This is a genomic window from Polaromonas sp. UBA4122 (genome assembly GCA_002381615.1).
GTDB lineage: Bacteria > Pseudomonadota > Gammaproteobacteria > Burkholderiales > Burkholderiaceae_C > Polaromonas.
In genome coordinates this window covers 1-20,356 of the sequence record DFWY01000074.1, presented here as the reverse complement: position 1 = coordinate 20,356, position 20,356 = coordinate 1, and the positions used below count along the sequence as shown (strand labels likewise).

Here is a 20,356-nt window from a genome sequence, read left to right as displayed (position 1 = left end):
GCAAACTCGTAAGCGGGACCAAAACATGACGCGCCTTGTGCCGCGCCAACCACGATCGGTCCGGGTGTGTCCACGAACTTATTCCAGGCCTGACCTGCGACGACTGCGTGATCGACATGGCAGACCGATTGCGTATAGCCATCGGGTCCCAGGCCTTCTATGGCATCGAAGGCGAGTTTTGGACCGGTAGCAATCACCAGAAAATCATAGTCGAGCATCCTGCCATCACCCAGCTCAACCTGATTGCGTTCCGGGTGGAGCCGCTTGGCGCCAGCACCATCGAAAGCGATGCCCTTGCGTTTCAGGTAGGGCTCCACCTCGAATTCAATCGCCTCGCGCTTGCGCCAGTTGACGGCTACCCACGGGTTGGAAGGCAAGAAATGGAAGGTACTGGTATTGGATACCACCGTGATGTGGTCCCCCGGACGAAGCAGGGGTTTTAGTTCGTAGGCCATCGGCATGCCGCCGATACCTGCACCCAATATAACGATATGAGTCATGTTGTGTCCAAGTATTGAGTTAAATGGAAATCCGGACTATTTTTCTATCGACCCTGCCGGGCTTGTGACTCCACCTGTCGCGAGACCCGCCTTGATCGGTTCTTGTGCAATGCGCTCGCCCTCATGCAAACCGGCCAGCACTTCGATATAACCGCCGACGGACGCGTCGCCGACACGAATCTGCCGCAATTGCGGCTGTCCGCCCGTGCCCAGCACATAGACCGCTGTCACTTCACTGCGACGCAGCACCGCGTGCTCCGGGATGACCAGCTTGCGTGCCACGCCGGTGGTGAAATAGACGCGTGCGAATTGTCCGGGCAACAGGCCGGCGGCATTGTCCAGCTCAAGCCGCAGCTTGGCGGTATGCGTGCGGCTGTCGGCCAGCGGCACCAGCGTGACCTGTTTCACGGTCAGGCGGAGCTTGGCGGCAGGCACCTCGACCTGGACCGGCATCTGCAGCTTCACGTCGCGCAGACTGGACTGCGACAGCGTGGCAATGACGCGCATGCTGGCGGGGTCGAATACGGTGACGAGCGGGCGCCCAGGCGTCGCCATGTCACCGACTTCGATCGGCGTGGCTGCGACCACGCCAGCATAGGGCGCGGTGATGGTGGTAAATGTTTTGGCGGTGGAAGCTTGCCCTGCGTTGGCCTGCAACGCACCAACCCGTGCCTGCGCCGCCTTGTAGTCCAGCTCGGCCTGATCGAGCCCGGCCTTGCTGATGAACTTTTGCGCGAACAGTTGCTTGTTACGCTCATAGCTGCGCAAGGCGTTGGTGAGTCCTGCCTGGGCTTCGGCGAGCTGGCTTTGGCTACCCGATACCACCTGTTCCGCCGCGCGCGGGTCGATACGTGCCAGAACCTGGCCGGCCTTCACGCTATCGCCAACCTTGACCCTGAGTTCGACAATCTGGCCCGGTATTTGCGCCGCAAGCGTCGATTGACGGACGGCTTCAACCACGCCCTCCGCGCTGACAAGGTCTGGAACATCGCGATAGGCAAGCACATAGGCCGCAGCAGGCGCAGCGGGCGCCGGTTCGGCCGCGCGCGCATGCGGTGCCAGTGCCCATAGCATGACAGCGGCAAACAAAGGTGCCGCTGCCAGAACACCAAAGCGCGGGGCCCGATGATCTGACGAGAGTGCTTGATCAGATAGCGGGTACCTATTGCAATTTTTCATTATCTCCTCCGCATTTTGCAGGTGCGAATACCGAAAGGAAGATAGGCGGGACACCATCCAATCAGACCGGTCAATAGCGGAATCGCACCCACCAAGGCCCACCAGCGATAGTCTTCGCTCAGTACAAAAAACAGGCTCAGTATGATGAGACCCCCCATAATGCGCACCGTACGGTCGATGCCACCCACGTTCTTTTCCATTGGCTATTCCGCTTTAAAAGTTGAGTATGGATTTTTGTTCATTACGGAAAAAAGAGTTCATCCTGCCCGCCCTGAGGTAATGTTTTCATTTGCAGTACGCTTGTGAAAATCATGAAAATTTCGAATTTCGTCATCACAATGTCGACTGCGCTGACCTTGACTTTGGTGCTGGCGCAGGACAGTACAAGCCATACAGCGTTGCCAGCACCGAAACCGCCCTCGAGTCGCTGACCTGGTAAAAGATTTTTTTACCCTCGCGTCTTGTTGAAACAATTTCTTCGCTACGCAGAATGCCCAATTGTTGCGACAGCGTCGGCTGACGAATCCCGAGCAGTTCTTCCAGCTCACTGACGCACACCTCTCCTTGCGTAAGCTGGCACAGCAGCAGAAGGCGATCTTCGTTCGCCAGCACACGCAGCATTGCAGTGGCTTGGCCAGCGGCTTCGCGCATTTGTTCAACGTTGAGATCAGGAGCGGTCATGAGAGCCATCATTCATTACTGCGAGTAACAGTCTACGTATAAACATTATATATGTAAATACAATATAAATATATTAATTGAAATGGGTCAATGCTGATGCATTTACTTCTTGAACTCGCGCGCTGTCGGTGTGCGCTTCACTGCGGCATGTCGCGGCACCTCTGCGTACTGGCATGCCATCATCCAGAGGCGGCCACGTGAATCACATTTGAATTTGATACTGACAGCAGGACGCTTCTTTATCCGTTACACACAAGCACAGACTCGGCCGGTCGCGTGCCGCTTAATGAAATACCAGCACCGGTTTCTTGCTATGGACCAACACTTTTTGGGTCTCGCTGCCCAACAAGAAGCCTTTCACGCCTTTCCTGCCATGCGAGGCCATGGTGATCAGGTCGCAACCCTTGTCCTCGGCCATCTTGACGATCGCTTCATAAGGATAGTCGCTGATTACATACGCCGTTTCGCACGCTACGCCAGCCTCTTTTGCGGCTTTTTCTATCACCGCGAGAAATTGGGCGGCGTGGGCCTTGCAGTCTTTGGCGAATTGTTCCCTAGTATCCTCCAGCATCGCGGTCTTGTAGGTGAGCACATGGAATTCCGGGATCACATGTACGCCGGTGACCTTGGCATGGGCCTCCTTGGCGAACTGGATGCTTTTTTGAATCGCGGCTTCGGACGCCTGGGAACCATCGGTCGGCAATAGAAGATGCGTGAACATTTTTTTCTCCTTGAGGTTAATCCATCGCCAAAGCCAACCTAAGCTTTTTGGAATGAATCAGTTTCAGTCTAGTTTTTCCATAATGACACTCGTTTGATCCACATCAAAAACCGCAATGTAGAGAAGTGTCGACTGGCGCCGGCGTAGCAACAGTAGAGCGGGTGGTCGGGATGTGTCCAAGACTTACGGCAGAGCCTGTGCAAACAGGGCCGAGCGCACCGCTTGGATACCGGCGTTCCTGGCCTGTTGCAACGCCCGCAGGCCCCACACAGCCTTGGGCTGCACGCCTCCAGTTTCCCGCTTTGACGAAAACAATTTACAGCAACTCTACAACCAGGAGCTTGTCGAACCTGGGACGTCGAAAGCAAAAATTGGACTGCTGCAGCCGATTTGCAGCCGACGCTTCCCTTGTCCGGCCGGCCCCTATGGCGAGGTCGCAAAAAATTGCAGGGCCGTATCCAGTTCGTCGGCCGAGATGCCTTGGGCGGCCTCTACCTTGCCCTGCAACGCGGCCAGTGCGGCTGAGCCCTCGTTTTGCAGGATTGAAATGGTGAGCGCGGCATCTTTTGGCGATTCAAAACCCTGGCTTTGCAGCAGCACTCTGGCGTTGGTATCGAGCAGTTTGAAATAAAACTTGCCGTCTTTTTCGCGGTATTGCTTGAAAGCCGGTGCAGCGGTTTTGGCAGCTTTGCTTTTTGGGGCCGCGGCGGACAGAGCGCCCAGGTTGCGCAGTCCCACCGCTTGCCGCAACTCGCGCATGAACGGGGTTGCCACGGCGCGCGCTTTCTCGGCGCCGGCCTGTAGCAACGCTTCAATCTTGGCTGGATCGTTGATCATCGCGTGGTAGCGCTCGCGCATGGGCGCCACATCGCGCTCTATGCGCTCGAACAGCAGCTGTTTGGCGTCGCCCCAGGAGATGCCGTCGGCATAGGCCCGGCGCAGCGCGGCCGCCTCGGGGGCACTGGCAAACGCCTGGTAAATCTGGAACAGCGCGGAGCCCTCGACCTCCTTGGCCTCCCCCGGCGCACGCGAGTCAGTCAGTATGCCGGCGATCAGCTTGCGCAATTGCTCGCGCGGCGTGAACAGGGGAATGGTGTTGTCGTAGCTTTTGCTCATCTTGCGACCGTCCAGACCAGGCAGCAGCGCCACGGACTCTTCAGTCACCGCTTCGGGAAGCACAAAGTGTTCGCCATAAAGATGGTTGAAGCGTTGCGCCATGTCGCGCGCCATTTCAATGTGCTGGATCTGGTCGCGCCCGACCGGCACCTGGTGCGCCTTGAACATCAGGATGTCGGCGCCCATGAGCACCGGGTACATGAACAGGCCCGCGCTGATATCGACATCCGGGTCGTTGCCGGCGGCCTGGTTTTTGTCGACGGCGGCTTTGTAGGCGTGGGCGCGGTTGAGCACGCCTTTGCCGGTGACGCAGGTCAGCAACCAGGTGAGCTCGGTAATCTCAGGAATGTCGGACTGGCGGTAAAACGTCACGCGTTCCGGTTCCAGCCCGGCGGCCAGCCAGCTGGCCGCGATTTCCAGGGTGGAGCGCTGGATGCGCGCCGGTTCATCGCATTTGATCAGCGCGTGGTAGTCGGCCAGGAAGTAAAAGCTCTGCACATCGGCAAGGCGGCTGGCGGCCACCGAGGGGCGGATGGAGCCCACGAAATTGCCCAGATGGGGCGCGCCCGTGGTGGTGATGCCGGTCAGATAGCGCAGCGGCGAGATGCTTGGGTTGGAACGCTGGCTGGCGTCAGTTTGTCTGTTTGTCATCATCTCACCAGCATGGACAGAGGCGTTAACACGATATCAATAAAAGCAAAGGTCAGTGACATCAGGGGGAGCAGCCACAGCTTGGTGATGACCCCGGAAATGATCAGTGCCATCACGATGAAGAAGCCCCAGGGCTCGACGCGTGAAACCAGCGCGGCCTGTTTGTAGGGCAGCAGGCCGACCAGAATGCGGCCGCCATCCAGCGGCGGCAGCGGGAACAGGTTAAAGACAAACATCACGACATTGACCAATATGCCGCCTTGGCACATCTTGATGAAAAAAGGCTCGGTGACGGCGGCGCCTAGCAGCAGGTACAACAAAATGCCCCACAACAAGGCCTGGATCAAATTGGCACCCGGGCCTGCGAGAGCGACCCAGATCATGTCGCGCTTGGGGTTGCGCAATTGACCGAAATTCACCGGAACCGGCTTGGCGTAACCAAACAGAAAAGCCCCGGAGGTTGCGAAATAGAGCAGCAGCGGCATTGCAATGGTGCCGATCGGGTCGATGTGCTTGAGCGGGTTCAGGGTGACACGGCCCAGCATGTAAGCCGTGTTGTCGCCAAAATGGCGGGCCACATAGCCGTGTGCGGCTTCGTGCACCGTGATGGCGAACAGCACGGGGAGCGCATAAATGGCGACGGTTTGAATCAGGTTGGCAATATCCATTGTTAGATTGTCTCAGACGCGGCTGGTGTTCAGCTACAGCCCCAGCGCCGCCAGATCGCCACGGCCTTGCCGGATCACCACCGCCTCGCCGCCGTCGGCCATGGCCGTCAAGTCAATCACGGTGGTGGGCGATTGGTAGCAGGCGCCCGCGTCAATCACGGCGGCCAGTTCTTGCTGCAACCGGTCACGGATGTCGTGTGCATCGTTGAGCGGCTCGGTTTCTCCGCGCGGAATGAGTGTCGTGGCCAACAGGGGTCCGCCATGCAATTCCAGCAGGGCCTGCAAGACCTTGTGCTTGGGCACGCGCAAGCCAATGGTTTTGCGGGACGGGTGGCTGACGCGGCGCGGCACTTCCTTGCTGGCTTCAAGAATGAAGGTGTAAGGCCCGGGCGTCGCCGCCTTGAGCAGGCGGTACTGCTTGTTGTCGACCCGTGCGTAGTTGGCCAACTCACTCAAATCGCGGCACAGCAAGGTGAGATGGTGCTTGTCGTCCACACCGCGGATGCGGCGCAGGCTGTCGGCCGCGGCCTTGTCGTCCAGTTGGCAGACCAGGGCATAGCTGGAGTCCGTAGGCACGGCTGCGATGCCTCCGCGCTCCAGCAGGGCCACTGCTTGCTTGAGCAGGCGTGCTTGGGGATTCTCAGGATGAACTTCAAAAAACTGGGCCATGCAAATATCTTAAGCGCCTCAGGATTCAGGGGGTTGAATGGTGACCCGGCTCTCGCGCACAGCGAGCCAGGCGCCTGCCGCACCGCAGACTGCGATCATGCCAATGCCGAGCATGGACCACTGATCGGGGACATGTGAAAACGCCAGCCAGCCGCCTATCATGGCAAAGCCGATCTGGGCGTAGAGGAAGGGCGTGAGGGTGGACACCGGCGCACGGGTATAGGCCAGAATCATCATGAAATGCCCCACCGTTCCCATGAAACCCATCAGGCACAGGCCAGCCCAAAGCGTCCAGGAATCCAGCGAAGTCCAGACAAAAGGCAGGGCCAGTGAAGCGAGCAGCGTACCCACCCAGCCAGTATAAAAATGCATGGTGAAAGGGTCTTCGGTCCTGGCAAGCCGGCTGGTCAAAATCTGGAACCATGCGTTCGAGGCCACCAGGCCCAGCGGCAGCAGCATGGTCCAGTCAAAGTGATTGCCGCCTGGGTGGATGATGATCAGGGTGCCCACAAAGCCGCCAATGACCAAGGCCCAGCGCAACACGGAAACCCGTTCACCCAGCGTGAGCGAAGCCAGCAGGGTAATGGCCAGCGGCGTGATCATGACGATGGCGGTGAACTCGCCCACCGGCATGTACTTGAGGCTGAAAAATGCCAAAGCGCTGCTGGTGAGCAGCAGCACGCCGCGCAGACACTGGAACTTGGGATGTGCGGTTTGCAGCAGCGCCCAGCCGCGCTTGGGCAGCACGGCCACGGTGGTGGCTATCGCCTGAAACGCGTAGCGAAACCACAACGCCATCAGCACCGGCACGCTTAAGGAGATGAATTTGGTGGTGGTGTCCAGTACGGCAAAGCAGGCCAGGGCGGCCACCAGAAGCGCAATGCCTGCCAGAGCGTGAGGCGCGGTTCTTGCGTGGCCGGCCGTCACTGGATGCGACCTGCAAGCAGTTCCCATACCGGTGTGAGGTCGCCCATTAGAAACGACAGGGCTCCCAGATCGGTATGGCTCTCATCGGGGCTGTGGAAGTCGCTCCCGCGCGAGGCGGCCAGTCCAAACTCCTTGGCGGTTTCTGCGTATTTCACGAATTCCTGCTTGGTATGGCTGCCGGTGACGACTTCGACGGCCTGACCACCATGCGCCTTGAACTCGGTAAACAGGGCGTACTCTTCGTTGGCCGTGAACTTGTAGCGGCCCGGATGGGCAATCACGGCAATCCCGTGCGCGTTCGTGATCCAGGTCACGGCATCGCGCAGTGCGGCCCAGCGGTGCGGCACATAGCCGGGTTTGCCTTCAGTCAGATACTTGCGAAACACCTCGGAGGTGTCCCTGCAGACGCCAGACTCCACCAGAAAGCGGGCAAAGTGGGTACGCGAAATCAGTTCGGGGTTGCCGACAAATTTCAGCGCACCTTCGAAACTTCCCTGGATGCCTGCTTTGGCGAGTGACTCGGCCATTTGCATGGCGCGCTGCTCGCGGCCGCTGCGTGTGTTGCGCAGCCCTTGCTGCATCTCGGCATCGTCCGGGTCAAACCCCAAGCCCACAATGTGTACGGTTTCATTGGCAAAGGTGACGGAGATCTCGGTCCCGGTGAGGTATGGCAGGCCTTGCGCCTTGGCCGCTGCTGCGGCGCGGTGCTGGCCGCCCATCTCGTCATGGTCGGTCAAAGCCCACAACTCCACGCCGTTGGTTTTGGCGCGCTCAGCCAGCATTTCAGGGGTCAGTGTGCCGTCGGACACGACGGAATGGCAATGAAGATCAGCGTTAAGAATGTTTTGAGGAGGCACCGGGCTATTTTAGGCTTTCCGACACTGCTGCGCTCTGGCACCTGTCAAGCCCACAATTCCCATATTCGCTGCTTGGCCGATGATGGGCTGGTGGTCAGGTCCAAGCGGCTTAACTTGACAGTTGCTATCAATTAAATAGCTGGCTTCGCCTGTTAGCAAAGGCTGAACCGGCGAAAACCTTTCAAACGCAGCTTCAGCGGAAACCGAAGTAGGACAGGATGAAGCCGATGATGACAACAAGGCCTACGATGTAAATGATGGTGTTCATGGTCTGTCCTTGGGGTGTTGTTGGACGCTCCGATATGGGCGCCTTATGAAACCTGATCATTGCCGCCCCGCCAGTGACCGGCTGTAGGAAGCTCCACCCAAGAGCCGTCAGACAAGCACTCTATGGCGCAGGCTGCACCGGTTGACCTTTGTGCTTGAGCTTCAAGGTCAGGTGCTTTTCAGCCACCAGCCGCTGTGACACCACCTCGATTTTCTTGCTGAAGGTGCTGGCCAACGTTGCTGCCAGTCCGTGAAGCTCTGGACCGATCCGGTAACGAGCAGGAAGTACCCAGTTGCGTCTGCTGACTCCTACGGCGTTTCGGTGGTGGACATGACCGGTCTGCTGGACCAGGGCAACACGACAAACGGCATGATGTTGCTCAAGACCTTTGAGCCGATCAAGCTTGAAGACGGCAAGCTGTGCTCAGCCGCAGCCATCGGAACGGATTTTTTAAGCTTTTTGTTCCTAAAGCCCATGTACGACGGGCACAAACAGCTATTAAATTAATAGCTAATCAGGCAAGCCGGCAAGGCTGGAAGTCCGCCATGACGCCGCCGCGCATGTGACTTTGCCGCGCTGCGGTTTGTCCAGGGCTTGTTCAAGCCTGGCGTGTCAGGACCTGTTTTTCATGGAGCAGGTGTTCCAGCCAAACAAGGCGTAGGGCGGGCACCAGCCGATCAGGCCGGTGGCCAGCGGCACGACGCCGATCCAGCCCCACAGGCCGACGGTGTGGGTGGCGGCCAGGCCGATCAGGACCAGACCGAGGACGATGCGCAGGATGCGGTCGATGCCGCCAACGTTGGATTTCATGGCTGTTTCCTTGGTAAGAAGTGGTTAAAGAAGGGGTTAATGGCCGTATTGGACGCGTTGTCGCGCCCATGGTCTGTGACTTGCGTCACACAGCCGCAGTTCCCGGCGCCGCGCTCAGGCGGGGCGAGGCCGGTCTTGCGGCGCTGGCGTAGCGGCTGTCAGTGCCTGATGAAGGCGATCATAAGGGCAGCCGACTCGCGCTGACGGGACTCCATGGCCACCGCGTCGCCATGGCGCGCCTGGAGCTGACCTGGCAGCGGGGTCGTTGACGAAGTGCATCGTCTCGCTCGCAGTCAGCTGCGGTCGAGCAGCACGGCTTTACGCTCGATGTTCGGAACGGATGAATCGATGGACTTCGGGATCAATGCAGTATCGGTGTGGATGGGGCTGTGGATGGCGAGTGAACGCAGGGCGTCAGCATGCCGAAACGCTCGGACGCTTGCCAAAGGTCACCGGCCAGATTTGGGCGGTGCTTTCGGTGGCCGGTGCCAGCAGATCGGCGAGCGTGTAGCGATCGAGGTACTGCAGGAAGCTATGTAGTGCGCCGCTGATGATGCCGGTCAGCTGGCAGTTCCCGGTCAACAGGCACACGGTGTCGCTGGCGAGGCAGTCAACGATAAAGAAATCGGGCTCGACGCTGCGCACCACGCCACCCAGGTTGATGTCGGCCGGGGCCGCCGCGAGCCGCATGCCGCCGCCCTTTCCGCGTACGGTTTCCAGCCAGCCGGACATGCCCAACTGATGGGTGATCTTCATCAGGTGCGCCTCGGAAATTTCATAGGCGTGCGCCACTTCCGAGATCGTGCACAGGCGCTCGGGATGTTGCCCGACGTACATCAGCAGGCGGATGGCGTAGTCGGTCATTGTGGTCAGGCGCATGGCGAACTCCGGTGCGAGAAGTGGGCTGCTCGCTTCATTGCCGCGGCCGGATCATCAGCGGCGCGAAGCGCCAGAGGTAGAGCGCGAGTGCAGCGATCCACGCTGCCGCCGAGAGCTGCAGCGCCAGCAGACTGAAGGCCGAAGGTGCGATGGCCACCAGGCGCAACGCAACGGCAATGAGCATCAGCCCATAGCTGACGCGCATGCTGCGGTCGCTGGCGAGCGGGTGCCCGAGGTGGCCGAGCGAAGTGCGCGTCATCATGCCGATGATCAACACCGAGAAGCCCGCCATCGCGATCATGTGTACCGGCAGCACGCGCGGCAGGGATACGCCAGCAGCCGCGCACGCGGCCATCAAGAGACCGAGCCCCAGGCCGGTATAGCCGACATAGAGAATCCACAGCAACGGGTTTCCGCGCACTGCGTAAGGCTTCCAGGTCACCACCTGCAGCAGCGACAGCGCGCCTGCCAGGCCGAGCGCGACGGCTGTTGCCACCCGCAGGCCGGCCAGCAGAAAAACCACCCCGGCAGCGCACGCGGCAAGCTGCAGCTGGCCCGAGCGGGTGTGTTTTGGAATCGTCAGGCCAGTGACAGCGCGCATGGCGAAGAACGGAATCACGCGTCGGCTGATCAGCAGCGCGATCAGCGCCATCACCAGCAGCCCGGCGTTGAAACGTTGCATCAGCAGTGCATAGTCGCCGCCGCGCGCAGCCAGCAGGTACAAAGCGTCAGCCGCGCCCAGGCCGACCAGCAGCCAAGGCACAGCGTAGTTGCGCGCGTTCTTGGCGCGTATCACCGCGCGCATCATCGCCACCGCAGCCAGCAGGAAGAAGCCGAGCTCGGCCGCCGTCGCCACCCAAAACAGGCCGTTGCCGCCAGCCAGAAAGCCGATTCGTGCCACCAGCCATAGCCCGCAGGCGGTGGCCAGCGCGCCGTCTTTCATGGGATTGATCCCGGTCCAGTTGGCGCCGGCCGTCATCAGGAAGGCGACCGCAATCGTCGCGATGAAGCCCCAGAGCATTTCATGCGCGTGCCAGGCAAGGCCTTGTAGCGGCCCGGTCAGTACTTGGGGGGTGTAAATCCAGATGCCGATCGCGATCAGCGCCCACGCGCTGCCGGCCAGATAAAACGGCCGAAAAGCGAGTTCGAGGAACGCCCGCAGGCTCGGGGCTGCGTGAATTCTTTGGGGGGCTTCGTTCTTGGTGCGTAGATCTGCTGTTGGCATTCGGTTTTTCTCGATCGGATCGCTCAGCACCGCGCTCGGCAGTAAGGTGATCCAGGATTGAAGTTTTATAAGCTGTATTTATTATGTATCTTATAGGAAAGCCGTGTGCGTTGTCAACGTGCGACCTGATCCCATGTCAACAGTCAATGAAGTGGTGCGGTTGGTCAGTGACACCGCATTGACGCTTCGCAAGCTCGACAGGCTGCTAGGCCGCGATGACTTCGATGCCGGGCTCGATCGTCCGCAGCCGATTTTCGATGCCGCGCAGCGTACCGGAAATCGAGCTCGGGCAGGTGCCGCACGCGCCCTGGTAGTGAACGGTGAGCTGGTTGCCGTGGAGGCTGAGAATATGCAGGTCGCCGCCGTCGCCCTGCAGATAGGGACGAATCTCCAGGTCGAGCAGCACGTTAATATCGTCCAGGCGTTGCTGGTCGTGTTCGCTCAGATGCGCGAATTTGGCCCTGGCCGCCGCAACCGTTGCGGTCGATTGATCGCTCGCCGCCGGGGCAGCACGCAAGGGCACGGCAATCTCGCGTGCCAGTTGCTCCCAGTCGGCCAGGCCGTCCTGCGTGACGGTGAGCCAGCGGTCGACATAGAAGACGTTGGTGACGTGCGCAATCGCAAACAGCGCGCGCGCCAGCGCGTCGTTTTGGGCCTGCCCGGCGTTGTCATACGAATGCGTTACGCCCCAGGTGAGGGGCTCGCGCAAGCTGAACTTCATCGCGTTCGGGTTCGGCGTCTTTTCGATGTCGGCGATTTTCGGCATGTCAATGTTTTGTACGTGAAACCACCACGGGTCGCCTCAGGCGTCGCCGATCGGTGCGTGCATCGGATCCGCATCGTGCTCGGTTGACGTGCTGGGCTCGGCGTTGAACGCGGCCTGCAGCGTGTGCCACGGCAGGATCGCGCATTTCACGCGCATCGGTAGTTCGCTGATGCCAGCGAATACCGCCAGCCGGCCGATATGTGGGCCGATGAGCTGGCCGCTCTTGGCGTCGAGTCGGCCGGTGGCCATGTTGACGAACTCGTGGATCAAGGTCTGCGCGTCGCCCAAGCTCTTGCCTTTGACCGCCACCGTCATCATCGACGCTGACGCCTTGCAGATGGCGCACGATTCGCCCTGGAAGGCGATGTTGCTGATGCTGTCACCGGCAAGGTCGAGCGCGACGTGAATGTGGTCGCCACACAGCGGATTCACCCCTTCGGCATGGTGGCTGGGGTGTTCGAGCACGCCGTAGTTGCGCGGCTTGCGGTTGTGGTCAAGGATCACCTCCTGGTACAAGGCTTTGGGGTCGGCGCTCATGCAAATACCTTTTGAACGCTGCGAATGCCAGCGACGAGCGCGTCAACCTCGGCCAGCGTGTTGTAGAACGCAAAAGAGGCGCGCGCGGTGGCCACCACGCCCAGCCGCTTCATCAAGGGCTGTGCACAGTGGTGGCCGGTGCGCACCGCGACACCTTCCTGATTGAGCAAGGTGCCGACGTCATGCGGGTGGATGCCTTCGACCGCAAACGACAGCACCGCAGCCTTGTGTTGGGCCGTGCCGAGGAGGCGCACACCCGGCAGCTCGCCCAGCCACTCGGTGGCATAGCGCAGCAAGGCCTGCTCGTGCGCTGCGATGGCCGGCATGCCAATGGCCGACAGGTAATCCACCGCGGCGCCGAAGCCGATGGCTGCGGCGATCGGCGGGGTTCCGGCCTCGAACTTGTGCGGAATTGTATTGTAGGTCGTCTCTTCAAAAGTGACGGTGTGGATCATGTCGCCGCCGCCCTTGAAAGGCTGCATCTGCTCAAGCAGCGCGGCGCGGCCATACAGGATGCCGATGCCGGTCGGGCCGCATAGCTTGTGGCCCGAAAACGCGTAGAAGTCGCAGTCCAGATCCTGCACATCGACCGCGAGGTGAGGCGCGGCTTGCGCGCCATCGACCAGCACCGGCACACCGCGCGCATGCGCGAATGCGATCATCTGCTTGACCGGGTTGATGCTGCCCAGCGCATTCGAGATGTGGCCGACGCTGACGAAGCGCGTGCGTTCATTGAAGAGCGCTTCGTACTCGTCAACCAGCAACTCACCGGCGTCGTTGATCGGCACGACGCGGATCGTTGCGTCTTTTTCGGTTGCGAGCATCTGCCACGGCACGATGTTCGAATGGTGTTCCAGCACGGTCAGGATGATTTCGTCACCGGCGTTGATGAACTTGCGGCCCCAGCCCTGCATCACGAGGTTGATGCCGTCGGTGGTGCCGCTGGTGAAGATCACTTCGCGCTCTTCGCGCGCGTTGATGAAGCGCTGGAGCTTGACGCGCGCCGCCTCGTAGGCGGTAGTGGCGGTCTCTGACAGGTAATGCACCGCGCGATGGATATTGGCGTGCTCTGTCGTCTGGTAGCGCACCAGGCGGTCGATCACCGGCTGCGGCATCTGGCTCGATGCCGCGTTGTCAAGATAGACCAGCGGTTTGCCGCCGACCGTGAGCTTGAGAATCGGAAAATCAGCGCGAATCCGCGCGACATCGAAACCGGGCGTCGAAGGGGGCGTGGGCACCGTCAAGTCCTTAGGCGTGTTCATCATGGCTGGCCTGTGGTCTGGTCGAGCACCGTCTGTTCAAGCTGCCGTCGCAGTGATGCGATGGGAATGCGCTTGATGACTTCGGCACCGAATGCGTAGGTCAGCAGATTGCGCGCCGCAGCTTCCGAAAGACCGCGGCTTTGCAGGTAGAAGACTTCCTCGCTGTCGAGCTGCCCGACGGTGGCGCCGTGCGTGCACTTGACGTCGTCGGCGAATATTTCGAGTTGCGGCTGGGTGTCCACCATCGCCTGGGGCGTTAGCAGCAGGTTGCGGCTCGACTGCGCCGAATCGGTTTTCTGTGCGCCGGGTCTAACCATCACCTTGCCGTTAAAGACCGCGTGCGCGGCACCGCCCACGATGCATTTGTGCAGTTGGCGGCTCACGCCATACGGCTTCTCATGATCAATGAAGGTGTGCGTGTCGGCGAGCTGGTGCGCCCCAATCAGCGCCAGCCCGTCGAGCGAGCATTGCGCCGCCTCGGCTGTTTGCACGACATGAAGGTCGAGTCGGGAAATTTGTGCGCCGAGTGCGATGCTGGCCGAGTGATAGCGGCTCGCATGCCCGATCGACACCGCGCAGCTGGCCATATGAAAGGCGTGTCCGCTCTCGCGCTGCACGCGAACATGTTCGACCTGCGCATTCGCACCCACCGACACCTCCACGACCGAGTTGGTGAAGTACGCGCCTTCGTGCAAGGCGACGTAGTCTTCAATCAGCGTCACCGCGCTGCCCGTCTCGGCAACCAGCAGGATACGCGGGTGGCTGGCAACGTCGGGCTGCGTCGAGAGGAAGAGCAAATGCCCCGGTGTGGCGACCGAAGTCTCACGCGGCACGATGACCACGGCAGCGTCGTGCAGGAAGGCGGTGTTGAGTGCCGAAAACAGCTTGTCATGGAATGGCGCGTGCTGGCCGAGATGCGGCGCAATGTCTGAGGCATGCGCCTGGACCGCTGACGATAGCGGGCTGACGACGATGCCAGCCTCAGCGTCGATGCTGGAAAGCCGCGACGCATGAACACCGTCAACGAAGACGAGCCGGGTCGTCGCCTCTTCGATGAAGAAGGGTTTGATGTCGTCGGCCTGCAACGAGGTCGGCGTGCGTAGCGGATGAAACGAGTACCGGGTCAGCGCTGAAATGTCGGTGAAGCGCCAGGCTTCGTCGCGCGCTGTTGGCAGCGTGAGTACGCCGACGCGCTCAAGCGCTTCGGCGCGCAGCGCATTCAGCCACGCCAACTTCGGTGACGCGAGCGCGGCCGACGCTTGCGCCTGGCCGGCGAGTAGCCCTTCCAGGTACCCCCAAGCGACGGCGGTTTCGTTGCTCATGACAAAGCCCCTGCGGCTTCTGCTTCGGCCTCAATCCAGTCGTAGCCGCGCTCCTCCAGCTCGAGCGCGAGTTCCTTGCCGCCGGTCCGGATGATGCGGCCGCCACTCATCACATGCACGTAGTCGGGAACGATGTAGTTCAGCAGGCGCTGGTAGTGCGTGACCAGCACGATGGCGTTGTCCTTGCTGGCGAGGTGGTTGACGCCTTGCGACACCACCCGCAGCGCGTCGATGTCGAGCCCCGAGTCGGTTTCGTCGAGGATGGCCAGGCTGGGCTCCAGCAGCGCCATTTGCAGGATCTCGTTGCGCTTCTTTTCGCCGCCTGAAAAGCCTTCGTTGACACTGCGCTCGAGGAACTCGGGGCTCATTTCGAGCAGCTTCATCTTCTCGCGCACCAGATCGTCGAACTCAAGCGGGTCAAGCTCGTCATGGCCGCGCCCGGCCTGCACCGTGTTGTAGGCCAGGCGCAGAAACTGGCTGTTGCCCACACCGGGTATCTCGATCGGGTACTGGAATGCCAGGAAGAGGCCGGCGCGGGCGCGCATTTCAGGCGCCATCTCAAGCAGGTTCCGGCCTTCGAACAGCACCTCGCCAGCCGTCACCTGATACGCCGTGTGGCCCGCCAGCACCTTGGCGAAGGTGCTCTTGCCCGAGCCGTTGGGCCCCATGATCGCGTGGACTTCCCCACGCTTCACGGTGAAGTCCAGACCTTTGAGAATCTCGATGCCGTTGACGGTGGCGCACAGGCCGCTAACCTCAAGCAGTGTTTTGCTGTTTTGAACAATCATCCTATGCTCCCTTCGAGCTTGATCCCGAGTAGTTTGGTGGCTTCGACCGCGAACTCCATCGGCAATTGGCGAAATACGTCCTTGCAGAAGCCGTTGATGATCATCGAGACGGCTTCCTCGGCCCCGATGCCGCGCTGCGCAAAGTAAAACATTTGGTCTTCGCCAATCTTCGACGTTGACGCTTCATGTTCAACCGTGGCGCTTTGGTTGCGCACCTGGATGTATGGGAAAGTGTTGGCGCTGCAATGCGCACCAATGAGCATCGAGTCGCACTGCGAATAGTTGCGTGCGCCAGCGGCCGTGGGCAAAACCTTCACCAGACCGCGGTAGCTGTTGCTCGACTGGCCCGCCGAGATGCCCTTGCTGACGATGGTGCTGCGGGTGTTCTTGCCGATGTGGATCATCTTGGTCCCGGTGTCGGCCTGCTGGTGGTGATTCGTCACCGCGACGGAATAGAACTCGCCCACCGAGTTGTCGCCAAGCAGCACGCACGACGGATACTTCCAGGTGATCGCCGATCCGGTCTCCACCTGGGTCCATGAAATGCGCGAGTTGACGCCCCGGCACAGTCCGCGCTTGGTGACGAAGTTGTAGATGCCGCCCAGGCCAGTCTCGTCGCCCGCGTACCAGTTTTGCACTGTCGAGTATTTGATGTCGGCGTTGTCGAGCGCCACCAGTTCGACGACCGCAGCGTGCAACTGATTGGTGTCGAACTTCGGCGCAGTGCAGCCTTCGAGGTAAGACACCGAGGCGCCTTCCTCTGCCACGATCAGGGTGCGCTCAAACTGCCCGGTGTCCTGGGTGTTGATGCGAAAATAGGTTGACAGGTCCATCGGGCACTTGACGCCCTTCGGGATGAAGCAGAACGAGCCATCGGTGAAGACCGCCGAATTCAGCGCCGCGTAATAGTTGTCGCCCGTCGGCACCACGGTGCCGAGGTACTTTTTCACCAGTTCAGGGTGGTTTTGCACCGCCTCGGAGATCGATCCGAAAATGATGCCGACCTCGGCGAGCTTTGCCTTGTAGGTGGTTGCCACCGAGACGCTGTCGAAGATCACATCGACCGCCACGCCCGCCAGCGCCGCGCGTTCGTGCATCGGCACACCGAGCTTCTCAAAGGTGCGCAGCAACTCCGGATCGACTTCGTCCATGCTGTTCAGCTTAGGCTTGGGCCTGGGCGCCGAGTAGTAGCTGATCGCCTGAAAATCGATCTTCGGATGCTTGACGTTGGCCCACTCCGGCTCCGTCATCGTCAGCCAGTGGCGGAAAGCCTTCAGGCGGAACTCGAGCAGCCACTCGGGCTCGTTCTTCTTGGCCGAGATCAGGCGGATCGTGTCTTCATTCAGTCCCTTGGCGGCGACATCCGACTCGATGTCGGTGACGAAGCCATGCTTGTAGGGCTGGTTGACGAGGTTTTGCAGCAAGGAACTCATGTGAGCCGTCCTTTGCCGGCGCCCGCCTTCAGGCTGAAGCTTTCGCCGCAGCCGCAGGTGTTGCCGACGTTCGGATTGTCGAACTTGAAGGACTGCTTCAGCCCTTCGGTGACAAAGTCGAGACACGCTCCGTCGAGGGTGGCGAGGCTTTGCTGGGCTATCACCAGCGTCACGCCATGGCCTTCGAAGCCTTGCTCGTCGGCACGCAGTTCGTCGGCGACCTCATAGGTGTAGGCAAAGCCCGAGCAGCCGACGTTCTTGACGCCGACACGCAGCCCAAAGCCTTTGCCGCGCTTGGCAATTTGTGAGCGGATCTGTTTCGCAGCCGCTTCAGTCAGTGTGATCGTCATGGTTCAAGTCCTCGTGGGCCGTCGAAAGTGACCCTCTTGGGGCTTGTCCCAGCCTCGAAGAGCGGGTTTGGAATCTCACTTCAGGAACTCCTTTCGTGCTCAAATCTGAAAGATGTATTAATTCTATACCTTATAGATTGGACGGAGGTTGTCAACGCCTGGCCTGTTGCCGACCTCGGGACGCTGCTGGGACAGACGGCCTGCTTTTTATTGAAGAATTATGGCTCTGGCCCTTATAGGACGGGCGAGAATAGCTACCAAATACATAGCGACTCAGGCCAGCCGACCCAGCTGGGAGCCTTCCATGACACCCTTTTCCTGTCGGGGGCATTTGCTGAGGATCTGCGCGGGGTCGATCTTCACTTCGAATGGTTTGTGGTTGCTGTAAAGTTAATAGCAATTTACGCCCGTGCTGATTGGGCTACTGCCCTAAAACACCTGAATTTCTGCCGCTTCCACGAGAAACCGCAGCCGTTTGACGCCCTGCCATTCATCGGCATCCAGCCGGAAAGCCAGTGTCACCCGCGCGGGCAGGGGCTCGGTGTGGCCAAACCAGATGGCGTCCACCGGCTGGCCCTGGTGCTTGAGCTTGAGCGCCAGGTGCTTTTCACCCACCAGCCGCTGCGACACCACCTCGACTTCTTCGCTGAAGGTGGGCGCGGCAAAACCCTGGCCCCAGACTTCCTTGTGCAGCGTGTCCACCAGGTCGGCACGCCGGTACTCGGGCGCCAGCGGGCCGTCGGTGTCCATGCGGCGCGTCAGGGTGGCGGCGTCCAGCCACTCGTGGGCGACTTGCTGCAGCGCCTGCTCGAACACCTCAAAGTGTTCTTCGGCAAGGGTGCAGCCGGCAGCCATGGCGTGGCCGCCAAAGCGCAGCAACACGCCGGGGCAGCGTTTGGCCACCAGATCCAGCGCATCGCGCAGGTGAAAGCCGGGAATCGAGCGGCCCGAGCCTTTGAGTTCATGCTCCTTGCCCGGCGCCTGGCTGGCGGCAAACACAAAGGTCGGCCGGTGCAGTTTGTCCTTTATGCGCGAGGCCACGATGCCGACCACGCCTTCATGGAATTCCGGGTCAAAGATCGCAATGGCCGGCGGCGGTTCTTCATCCTCGTCAATCATCGCGTCGGCCGCCAGCTGGGCTTGCTCGCGCATGCCCGCCTCGATGTCGCGACGTTCGCGGTTGATGCCGTCCAGCATTTTGGCCAGTTCGTCGGCCCGCGCTGCGTCGTCGGTGAGCAGGCACTCAATGCCCAGCGTCATGTCGGCGAGGCGGCCCGCCGCATTGATGCGCGGACCGAGCGCAAAGCCAAAGTCAAACGTGGTCGCCACAGGCGCCTGGCGGCCTGCAGCGGTAAACAGGCTGGCAATTCCCGCCGGCAGGGCGCCGGCCCGGATGCGCTTGAGCCCCTGCGCCACCAGGCGCCGGTTGTTGGCATCGAGCTTGACGACGTCGGCCACGGTTCCGAGGGCGACAAGGGGAAGAAGCGTATCGAGCTTCGGCTGAGGTACCTTGGCCCCCACGCTTGTCACTGCGTGTACTACGCTGCCCCCCGAGGAGGCGCTCGCGCCTTGGGGCGGCCCGGCGTCGCTCGGAGTCGCATCGAACACCCCACGCTGGCGCAACTCGGCGCGCAGCGCCAGCAGCACATAAAACATCACGCCCACCCCGGCGATGGATTTGCTCTCAAAACCGCAATCGGGCTGGTTGGGGTTGACGATCACGTCGGCGGCCGGCAACACCACCCGCCCGTCTTTAAGCGCGGGCAGGTGGTGGTCGGTCACCAGCACCTGCAGGCCCAGCGCCTTGGCCCGGGCCACACCGTCGATGCTGGCAATGCCGTTGTCCACGGTCACCAGCAGGTCGGCACCGCTGGCTTTGACGCGCTCGGCAATCGGCGGCGTCAGGCCGTAGCCGTCAATCACACGGTCCGGCACCAGGTAGCTGACATGCTTGGCACCCAGCAGTCTCAAGCCCCGCAGCGCCACGGCACAGGCGGTGGCGCCATCGCAGTCATAGTCGGCGACCACGCAGATTTTTTTGCCAGCGGCCATGGCATCGGCCAGCAGCTGGGCGGCTTCCCGGCTTCCGCGCAGCGAGGCGGGTGGCAGCAATTTGGCCAGCCCGTCGTCGAGTTCGTCCATCGAGTGAACGCCCCGCGCCGCAAAGAGCTGCGCCAGCAAGGGGTGAATGCCCGCCTGCTGCAGCGCCCAGACGCTGCGCGGCGGCACGTCGCGTACCTGAATTTTCATGATGTGATGTGGAAGCTTGTGTTTTACTATGATTTTTATAGCTGCTCAAGCACGTTCCATATGGGCTTGGAGCTTAAAAAGCTTGAGATTCGGGTGAAAAGGCCGGCATGGCTGGATGCAAAAGTCTGGGCGCTGCGTTCTCCGCACAGCGTCAGCCGCACCGTCTCGCCGGCACGCTGGCGGGCCAGCAGATGCGCCACCTCGCCAGCATCCAGCGCGACCCAAGCCTGCGCGTAAGCGGCCCAGTCATCGTTAAAAACGGCCAGGGCCAGGCTGCGCGGCACGCTGATGTTGTCCTTGGCGTTACCGCTGCCTGCCGGCAAGGCGCCCGTGCCGCTGAGCCAGAAAGAATTGACCGGCAACTGCCGCCGACCAGCCCGCACATCGTTCAGGGGGTGGGTGTAGAGCAGCATCTGCATTTCGTTTTGCAGTCGTCGCAAATTACTGCCGCCGTGCCCCTCAGGCAGCCAGGCGTCCACATTGCGGCTCAGCACCCG

The 20,356-nt window shown here is 60.9% G+C and carries 23 protein-coding genes and 1 pseudogene; 1 reads left to right on the top strand and 23 read right to left on the bottom strand.

Features of this window, described 5'->3' with window-relative positions:
• From B3F77_RS09545 to B3F77_RS09490, 11 genes are all read right to left on the bottom strand, one after another.
• On the bottom strand, positions 1-500 hold a 500-nt coding region (locus B3F77_RS09545; protein ID WP_293604731.1), incomplete at its 3' end, for an NAD(P)/FAD-dependent oxidoreductase.
• A gap of 36 nt (positions 501-536) precedes the next feature.
• Entirely contained in the window at positions 537-1,574 is a 1,038-nt protein-coding gene (locus B3F77_RS09540) for an efflux RND transporter periplasmic adaptor subunit (RefSeq protein ID WP_293604730.1), read from the bottom strand.
• A 104-nt stretch (positions 1,575-1,678) separates the two neighbouring features.
• Positions 1,679-1,879, bottom strand: a complete 201-nt coding sequence (locus tag B3F77_RS09535) for a YgaP family membrane protein (RefSeq protein WP_293604729.1) — start codon at positions 1,877-1,879, stop codon at positions 1,679-1,681.
• 133 nt (positions 1,880-2,012) lie between these two features.
• Positions 2,013-2,360: an ArsR/SmtB family transcription factor gene (locus B3F77_RS09530; protein WP_293604728.1), complete on the bottom strand. Its 348-nt coding sequence runs from the start codon at positions 2,358-2,360 to the stop codon at positions 2,013-2,015.
• 283 nt (positions 2,361-2,643) lie between these two features.
• Positions 2,644-3,081: a universal stress protein gene (locus tag B3F77_RS09525; RefSeq protein ID WP_293604727.1), complete on the bottom strand. Its 438-nt coding sequence runs from the start codon at positions 3,079-3,081 to the stop codon at positions 2,644-2,646.
• A gap of 423 nt (positions 3,082-3,504) precedes the next feature.
• On the bottom strand, positions 3,505-4,851 hold the full coding sequence (locus tag B3F77_RS09515) for a tryptophan--tRNA ligase (RefSeq protein ID WP_293604726.1): 1,347 nt from the start codon (positions 4,849-4,851) through the stop codon (positions 3,505-3,507).
• Positions 4,848-5,516, bottom strand: a complete 669-nt coding sequence (locus B3F77_RS09510) for a site-2 protease family protein (RefSeq protein ID WP_293604725.1) — start codon at positions 5,514-5,516, stop codon at positions 4,848-4,850. The genes B3F77_RS09515 and B3F77_RS09510 overlap by 4 nt, the downstream gene beginning before the upstream one ends.
• Positions 5,517-5,549: 33 nt before the next feature.
• Positions 5,550-6,185, bottom strand: coding sequence for an L-threonylcarbamoyladenylate synthase (locus B3F77_RS09505; protein WP_293604724.1), 636 nt, complete (start codon positions 6,183-6,185; stop codon positions 5,550-5,552).
• A gap of 18 nt (positions 6,186-6,203) precedes the next feature.
• Complete coding sequence (locus B3F77_RS09500; protein ID WP_414702992.1) at positions 6,204-7,139, bottom strand: DMT family transporter; 936 nt, start codon at positions 7,137-7,139, stop codon at positions 6,204-6,206.
• Positions 7,109-7,969, bottom strand: a complete 861-nt coding sequence (locus tag B3F77_RS09495) for a 3',5'-nucleoside bisphosphate phosphatase (protein ID WP_293604722.1) — start codon at positions 7,967-7,969, stop codon at positions 7,109-7,111. The genes B3F77_RS09500 and B3F77_RS09495 overlap by 31 nt, the downstream gene beginning before the upstream one ends.
• A gap of 193 nt (positions 7,970-8,162) precedes the next feature.
• Positions 8,163-8,297 carry a hypothetical protein gene (locus tag B3F77_RS09490; RefSeq protein WP_293604721.1) on the bottom strand — a complete coding sequence of 45 codons (135 nt, stop codon included), beginning with the start codon at positions 8,295-8,297 and terminating at the stop codon, positions 8,163-8,165.
• Positions 8,298-8,486: 189 nt separating this feature from the next.
• Between B3F77_RS09490 and B3F77_RS09485 the strand changes: the two genes are divergently transcribed.
• The gene (locus B3F77_RS09485) at positions 8,487-8,744 is read left to right on the top strand and encodes a hypothetical protein (protein WP_293604720.1); all 258 of its coding nucleotides are present in this window, start codon (positions 8,487-8,489) and stop codon (positions 8,742-8,744) included.
• Between the two features lie 105 nt (positions 8,745-8,849).
• Here the strand turns inward: B3F77_RS09485 and B3F77_RS09480 are convergent, their stop codons facing one another.
• From B3F77_RS09480 to B3F77_RS09425, 12 genes and pseudogenes are all read right to left on the bottom strand, one after another.
• Positions 8,850-9,047, bottom strand: coding sequence for a YgaP family membrane protein (locus tag B3F77_RS09480; protein ID WP_293604719.1), 198 nt, complete (start codon positions 9,045-9,047; stop codon positions 8,850-8,852).
• Between the two features lie 414 nt (positions 9,048-9,461).
• Positions 9,462-9,926 (bottom strand): RrF2 family transcriptional regulator, encoded by a 465-nt coding sequence (locus B3F77_RS09475; RefSeq protein WP_293604718.1) that lies wholly within the window; start codon positions 9,924-9,926, stop codon positions 9,462-9,464.
• 34 nt (positions 9,927-9,960) lie between these two features.
• Positions 9,961-11,151 (bottom strand): NnrS family protein, encoded by a 1,191-nt coding sequence (locus B3F77_RS09470; RefSeq protein ID WP_293604717.1) that lies wholly within the window; start codon positions 11,149-11,151, stop codon positions 9,961-9,963.
• A 205-nt stretch (positions 11,152-11,356) separates the two neighbouring features.
• A complete protein-coding gene (locus B3F77_RS09465; protein ID WP_293604716.1) occupies positions 11,357-11,917 on the bottom strand; it encodes a NifU family protein in 561 nt (186 codons plus the stop codon).
• Positions 11,918-11,953: 36 nt separating this feature from the next.
• Positions 11,954-12,454, bottom strand: a complete 501-nt coding sequence (gene sufU / locus B3F77_RS09460) for a Fe-S cluster assembly sulfur transfer protein SufU (protein WP_293604715.1) — start codon at positions 12,452-12,454, stop codon at positions 11,954-11,956.
• Complete coding sequence (locus B3F77_RS09455; RefSeq protein WP_414702991.1) at positions 12,451-13,719, bottom strand: SufS family cysteine desulfurase; 1,269 nt, start codon at positions 13,717-13,719, stop codon at positions 12,451-12,453. The genes sufU and B3F77_RS09455 overlap by 4 nt, the downstream gene beginning before the upstream one ends.
• Positions 13,716-15,038 (bottom strand): Fe-S cluster assembly protein SufD, encoded by a 1,323-nt coding sequence (gene sufD / locus B3F77_RS09450; protein WP_293604713.1) that lies wholly within the window; start codon positions 15,036-15,038, stop codon positions 13,716-13,718. The genes B3F77_RS09455 and sufD overlap by 4 nt, the downstream gene beginning before the upstream one ends.
• Complete coding sequence (gene sufC, locus B3F77_RS09445) at positions 15,035-15,826, bottom strand: Fe-S cluster assembly ATPase SufC (protein WP_293604712.1); 792 nt, start codon at positions 15,824-15,826, stop codon at positions 15,035-15,037. Before sufC ends, sufD begins: the two co-directional genes overlap by 4 nt.
• A complete protein-coding gene (sufB, locus tag B3F77_RS09440) occupies positions 15,823-17,259 on the bottom strand; it encodes a Fe-S cluster assembly protein SufB (RefSeq protein WP_293604711.1) in 1,437 nt (478 codons plus the stop codon). The genes sufC and sufB overlap by 4 nt, the downstream gene beginning before the upstream one ends.
• Positions 17,256-17,609, bottom strand: a complete 354-nt coding sequence (locus B3F77_RS09435) for a HesB/IscA family protein (RefSeq protein WP_293604710.1) — start codon at positions 17,607-17,609, stop codon at positions 17,256-17,258. Before B3F77_RS09435 ends, sufB begins: the two co-directional genes overlap by 4 nt.
• 429 nt (positions 17,610-18,038) lie before the next feature.
• The gene (gene recJ / locus B3F77_RS09430) at positions 18,039-19,859 is read right to left on the bottom strand and encodes a single-stranded-DNA-specific exonuclease RecJ (RefSeq protein ID WP_293604709.1); all 1,821 of its coding nucleotides are present in this window, start codon (positions 19,857-19,859) and stop codon (positions 18,039-18,041) included.
• A 35-nt stretch (positions 19,860-19,894) separates the two neighbouring features.
• Positions 19,895-20,356, bottom strand: a pseudogene (locus B3F77_RS09425) (hypothetical protein); the annotation flags it as partial.

What these genes read in the sequence shown, in the direction of transcription:
- sufB (WP_293604711.1), bottom strand. Translation starts at nt 17,259, where the DNA reads ATGAGTTCCTTGCTGCAAAACCTCGTCAACCAGCCCTACAAGCATGGC.
- B3F77_RS09480 (WP_293604719.1), bottom strand. Translation starts at nt 9,047, where the DNA reads ATGAAATCCAACGTTGGCGGCATCGACCGCATCCTGCGCATCGTCCTC.
- B3F77_RS09465 (WP_293604716.1), bottom strand. Translation starts at nt 11,917, where the DNA reads ATGCCGAAAATCGCCGACATCGAAAAGACGCCGAACCCGAACGCGATG.
- B3F77_RS09505 (WP_293604724.1), bottom strand. Translation starts at nt 6,185, where the DNA reads ATGGCCCAGTTTTTTGAAGTTCATCCTGAGAATCCCCAAGCACGCCTG.
- sufC (WP_293604712.1), bottom strand. Translation starts at nt 15,826, where the DNA reads ATGATTGTTCAAAACAGCAAAACACTGCTTGAGGTTAGCGGCCTGTGC.
- sufD (WP_293604713.1), bottom strand. Translation starts at nt 15,038, where the DNA reads ATGAGCAACGAAACCGCCGTCGCTTGGGGGTACCTGGAAGGGCTACTC.
- B3F77_RS09515 (WP_293604726.1), bottom strand. Translation starts at nt 4,851, where the DNA reads ATGATGACAAACAGACAAACTGACGCCAGCCAGCGTTCCAACCCAAGC.
- B3F77_RS09530 (WP_293604728.1), bottom strand. Translation starts at nt 2,360, where the DNA reads ATGACCGCTCCTGATCTCAACGTTGAACAAATGCGCGAAGCCGCTGGC.
- B3F77_RS09535 (WP_293604729.1), bottom strand. Translation starts at nt 1,879, where the DNA reads ATGGAAAAGAACGTGGGTGGCATCGACCGTACGGTGCGCATTATGGGG.
- B3F77_RS09525 (WP_293604727.1), bottom strand. Translation starts at nt 3,081, where the DNA reads ATGTTCACGCATCTTCTATTGCCGACCGATGGTTCCCAGGCGTCCGAA.
- B3F77_RS09540 (WP_293604730.1), bottom strand. Translation starts at nt 1,574, where the DNA reads ATGCTATGGGCACTGGCACCGCATGCGCGCGCGGCCGAACCGGCGCCC.
- B3F77_RS09455 (WP_414702991.1), bottom strand. Translation starts at nt 13,719, where the DNA reads ATGATGAACACGCCTAAGGACTTGACGGTGCCCACGCCCCCTTCGACG.
- B3F77_RS09470 (WP_293604717.1), bottom strand. Translation starts at nt 11,151, where the DNA reads ATGCCAACAGCAGATCTACGCACCAAGAACGAAGCCCCCCAAAGAATT.
- recJ (WP_293604709.1), bottom strand. Translation starts at nt 19,859, where the DNA reads ATGAAAATTCAGGTACGCGACGTGCCGCCGCGCAGCGTCTGGGCGCTG.
- B3F77_RS09435 (WP_293604710.1), bottom strand. Translation starts at nt 17,609, where the DNA reads ATGACGATCACACTGACTGAAGCGGCTGCGAAACAGATCCGCTCACAA.
- B3F77_RS09510 (WP_293604725.1), bottom strand. Translation starts at nt 5,516, where the DNA reads ATGGATATTGCCAACCTGATTCAAACCGTCGCCATTTATGCGCTCCCC.
- B3F77_RS09475 (WP_293604718.1), bottom strand. Translation starts at nt 9,926, where the DNA reads ATGCGCCTGACCACAATGACCGACTACGCCATCCGCCTGCTGATGTAC.
- sufU (WP_293604715.1), bottom strand. Translation starts at nt 12,454, where the DNA reads ATGAGCGCCGACCCCAAAGCCTTGTACCAGGAGGTGATCCTTGACCAC.
- B3F77_RS09490 (WP_293604721.1), bottom strand. Translation starts at nt 8,297, where the DNA reads ATGATCAGGTTTCATAAGGCGCCCATATCGGAGCGTCCAACAACACCC.
- B3F77_RS09500 (WP_414702992.1), bottom strand. Translation starts at nt 7,139, where the DNA reads ATGGGAACTGCTTGCAGGTCGCATCCAGTGACGGCCGGCCACGCAAGA.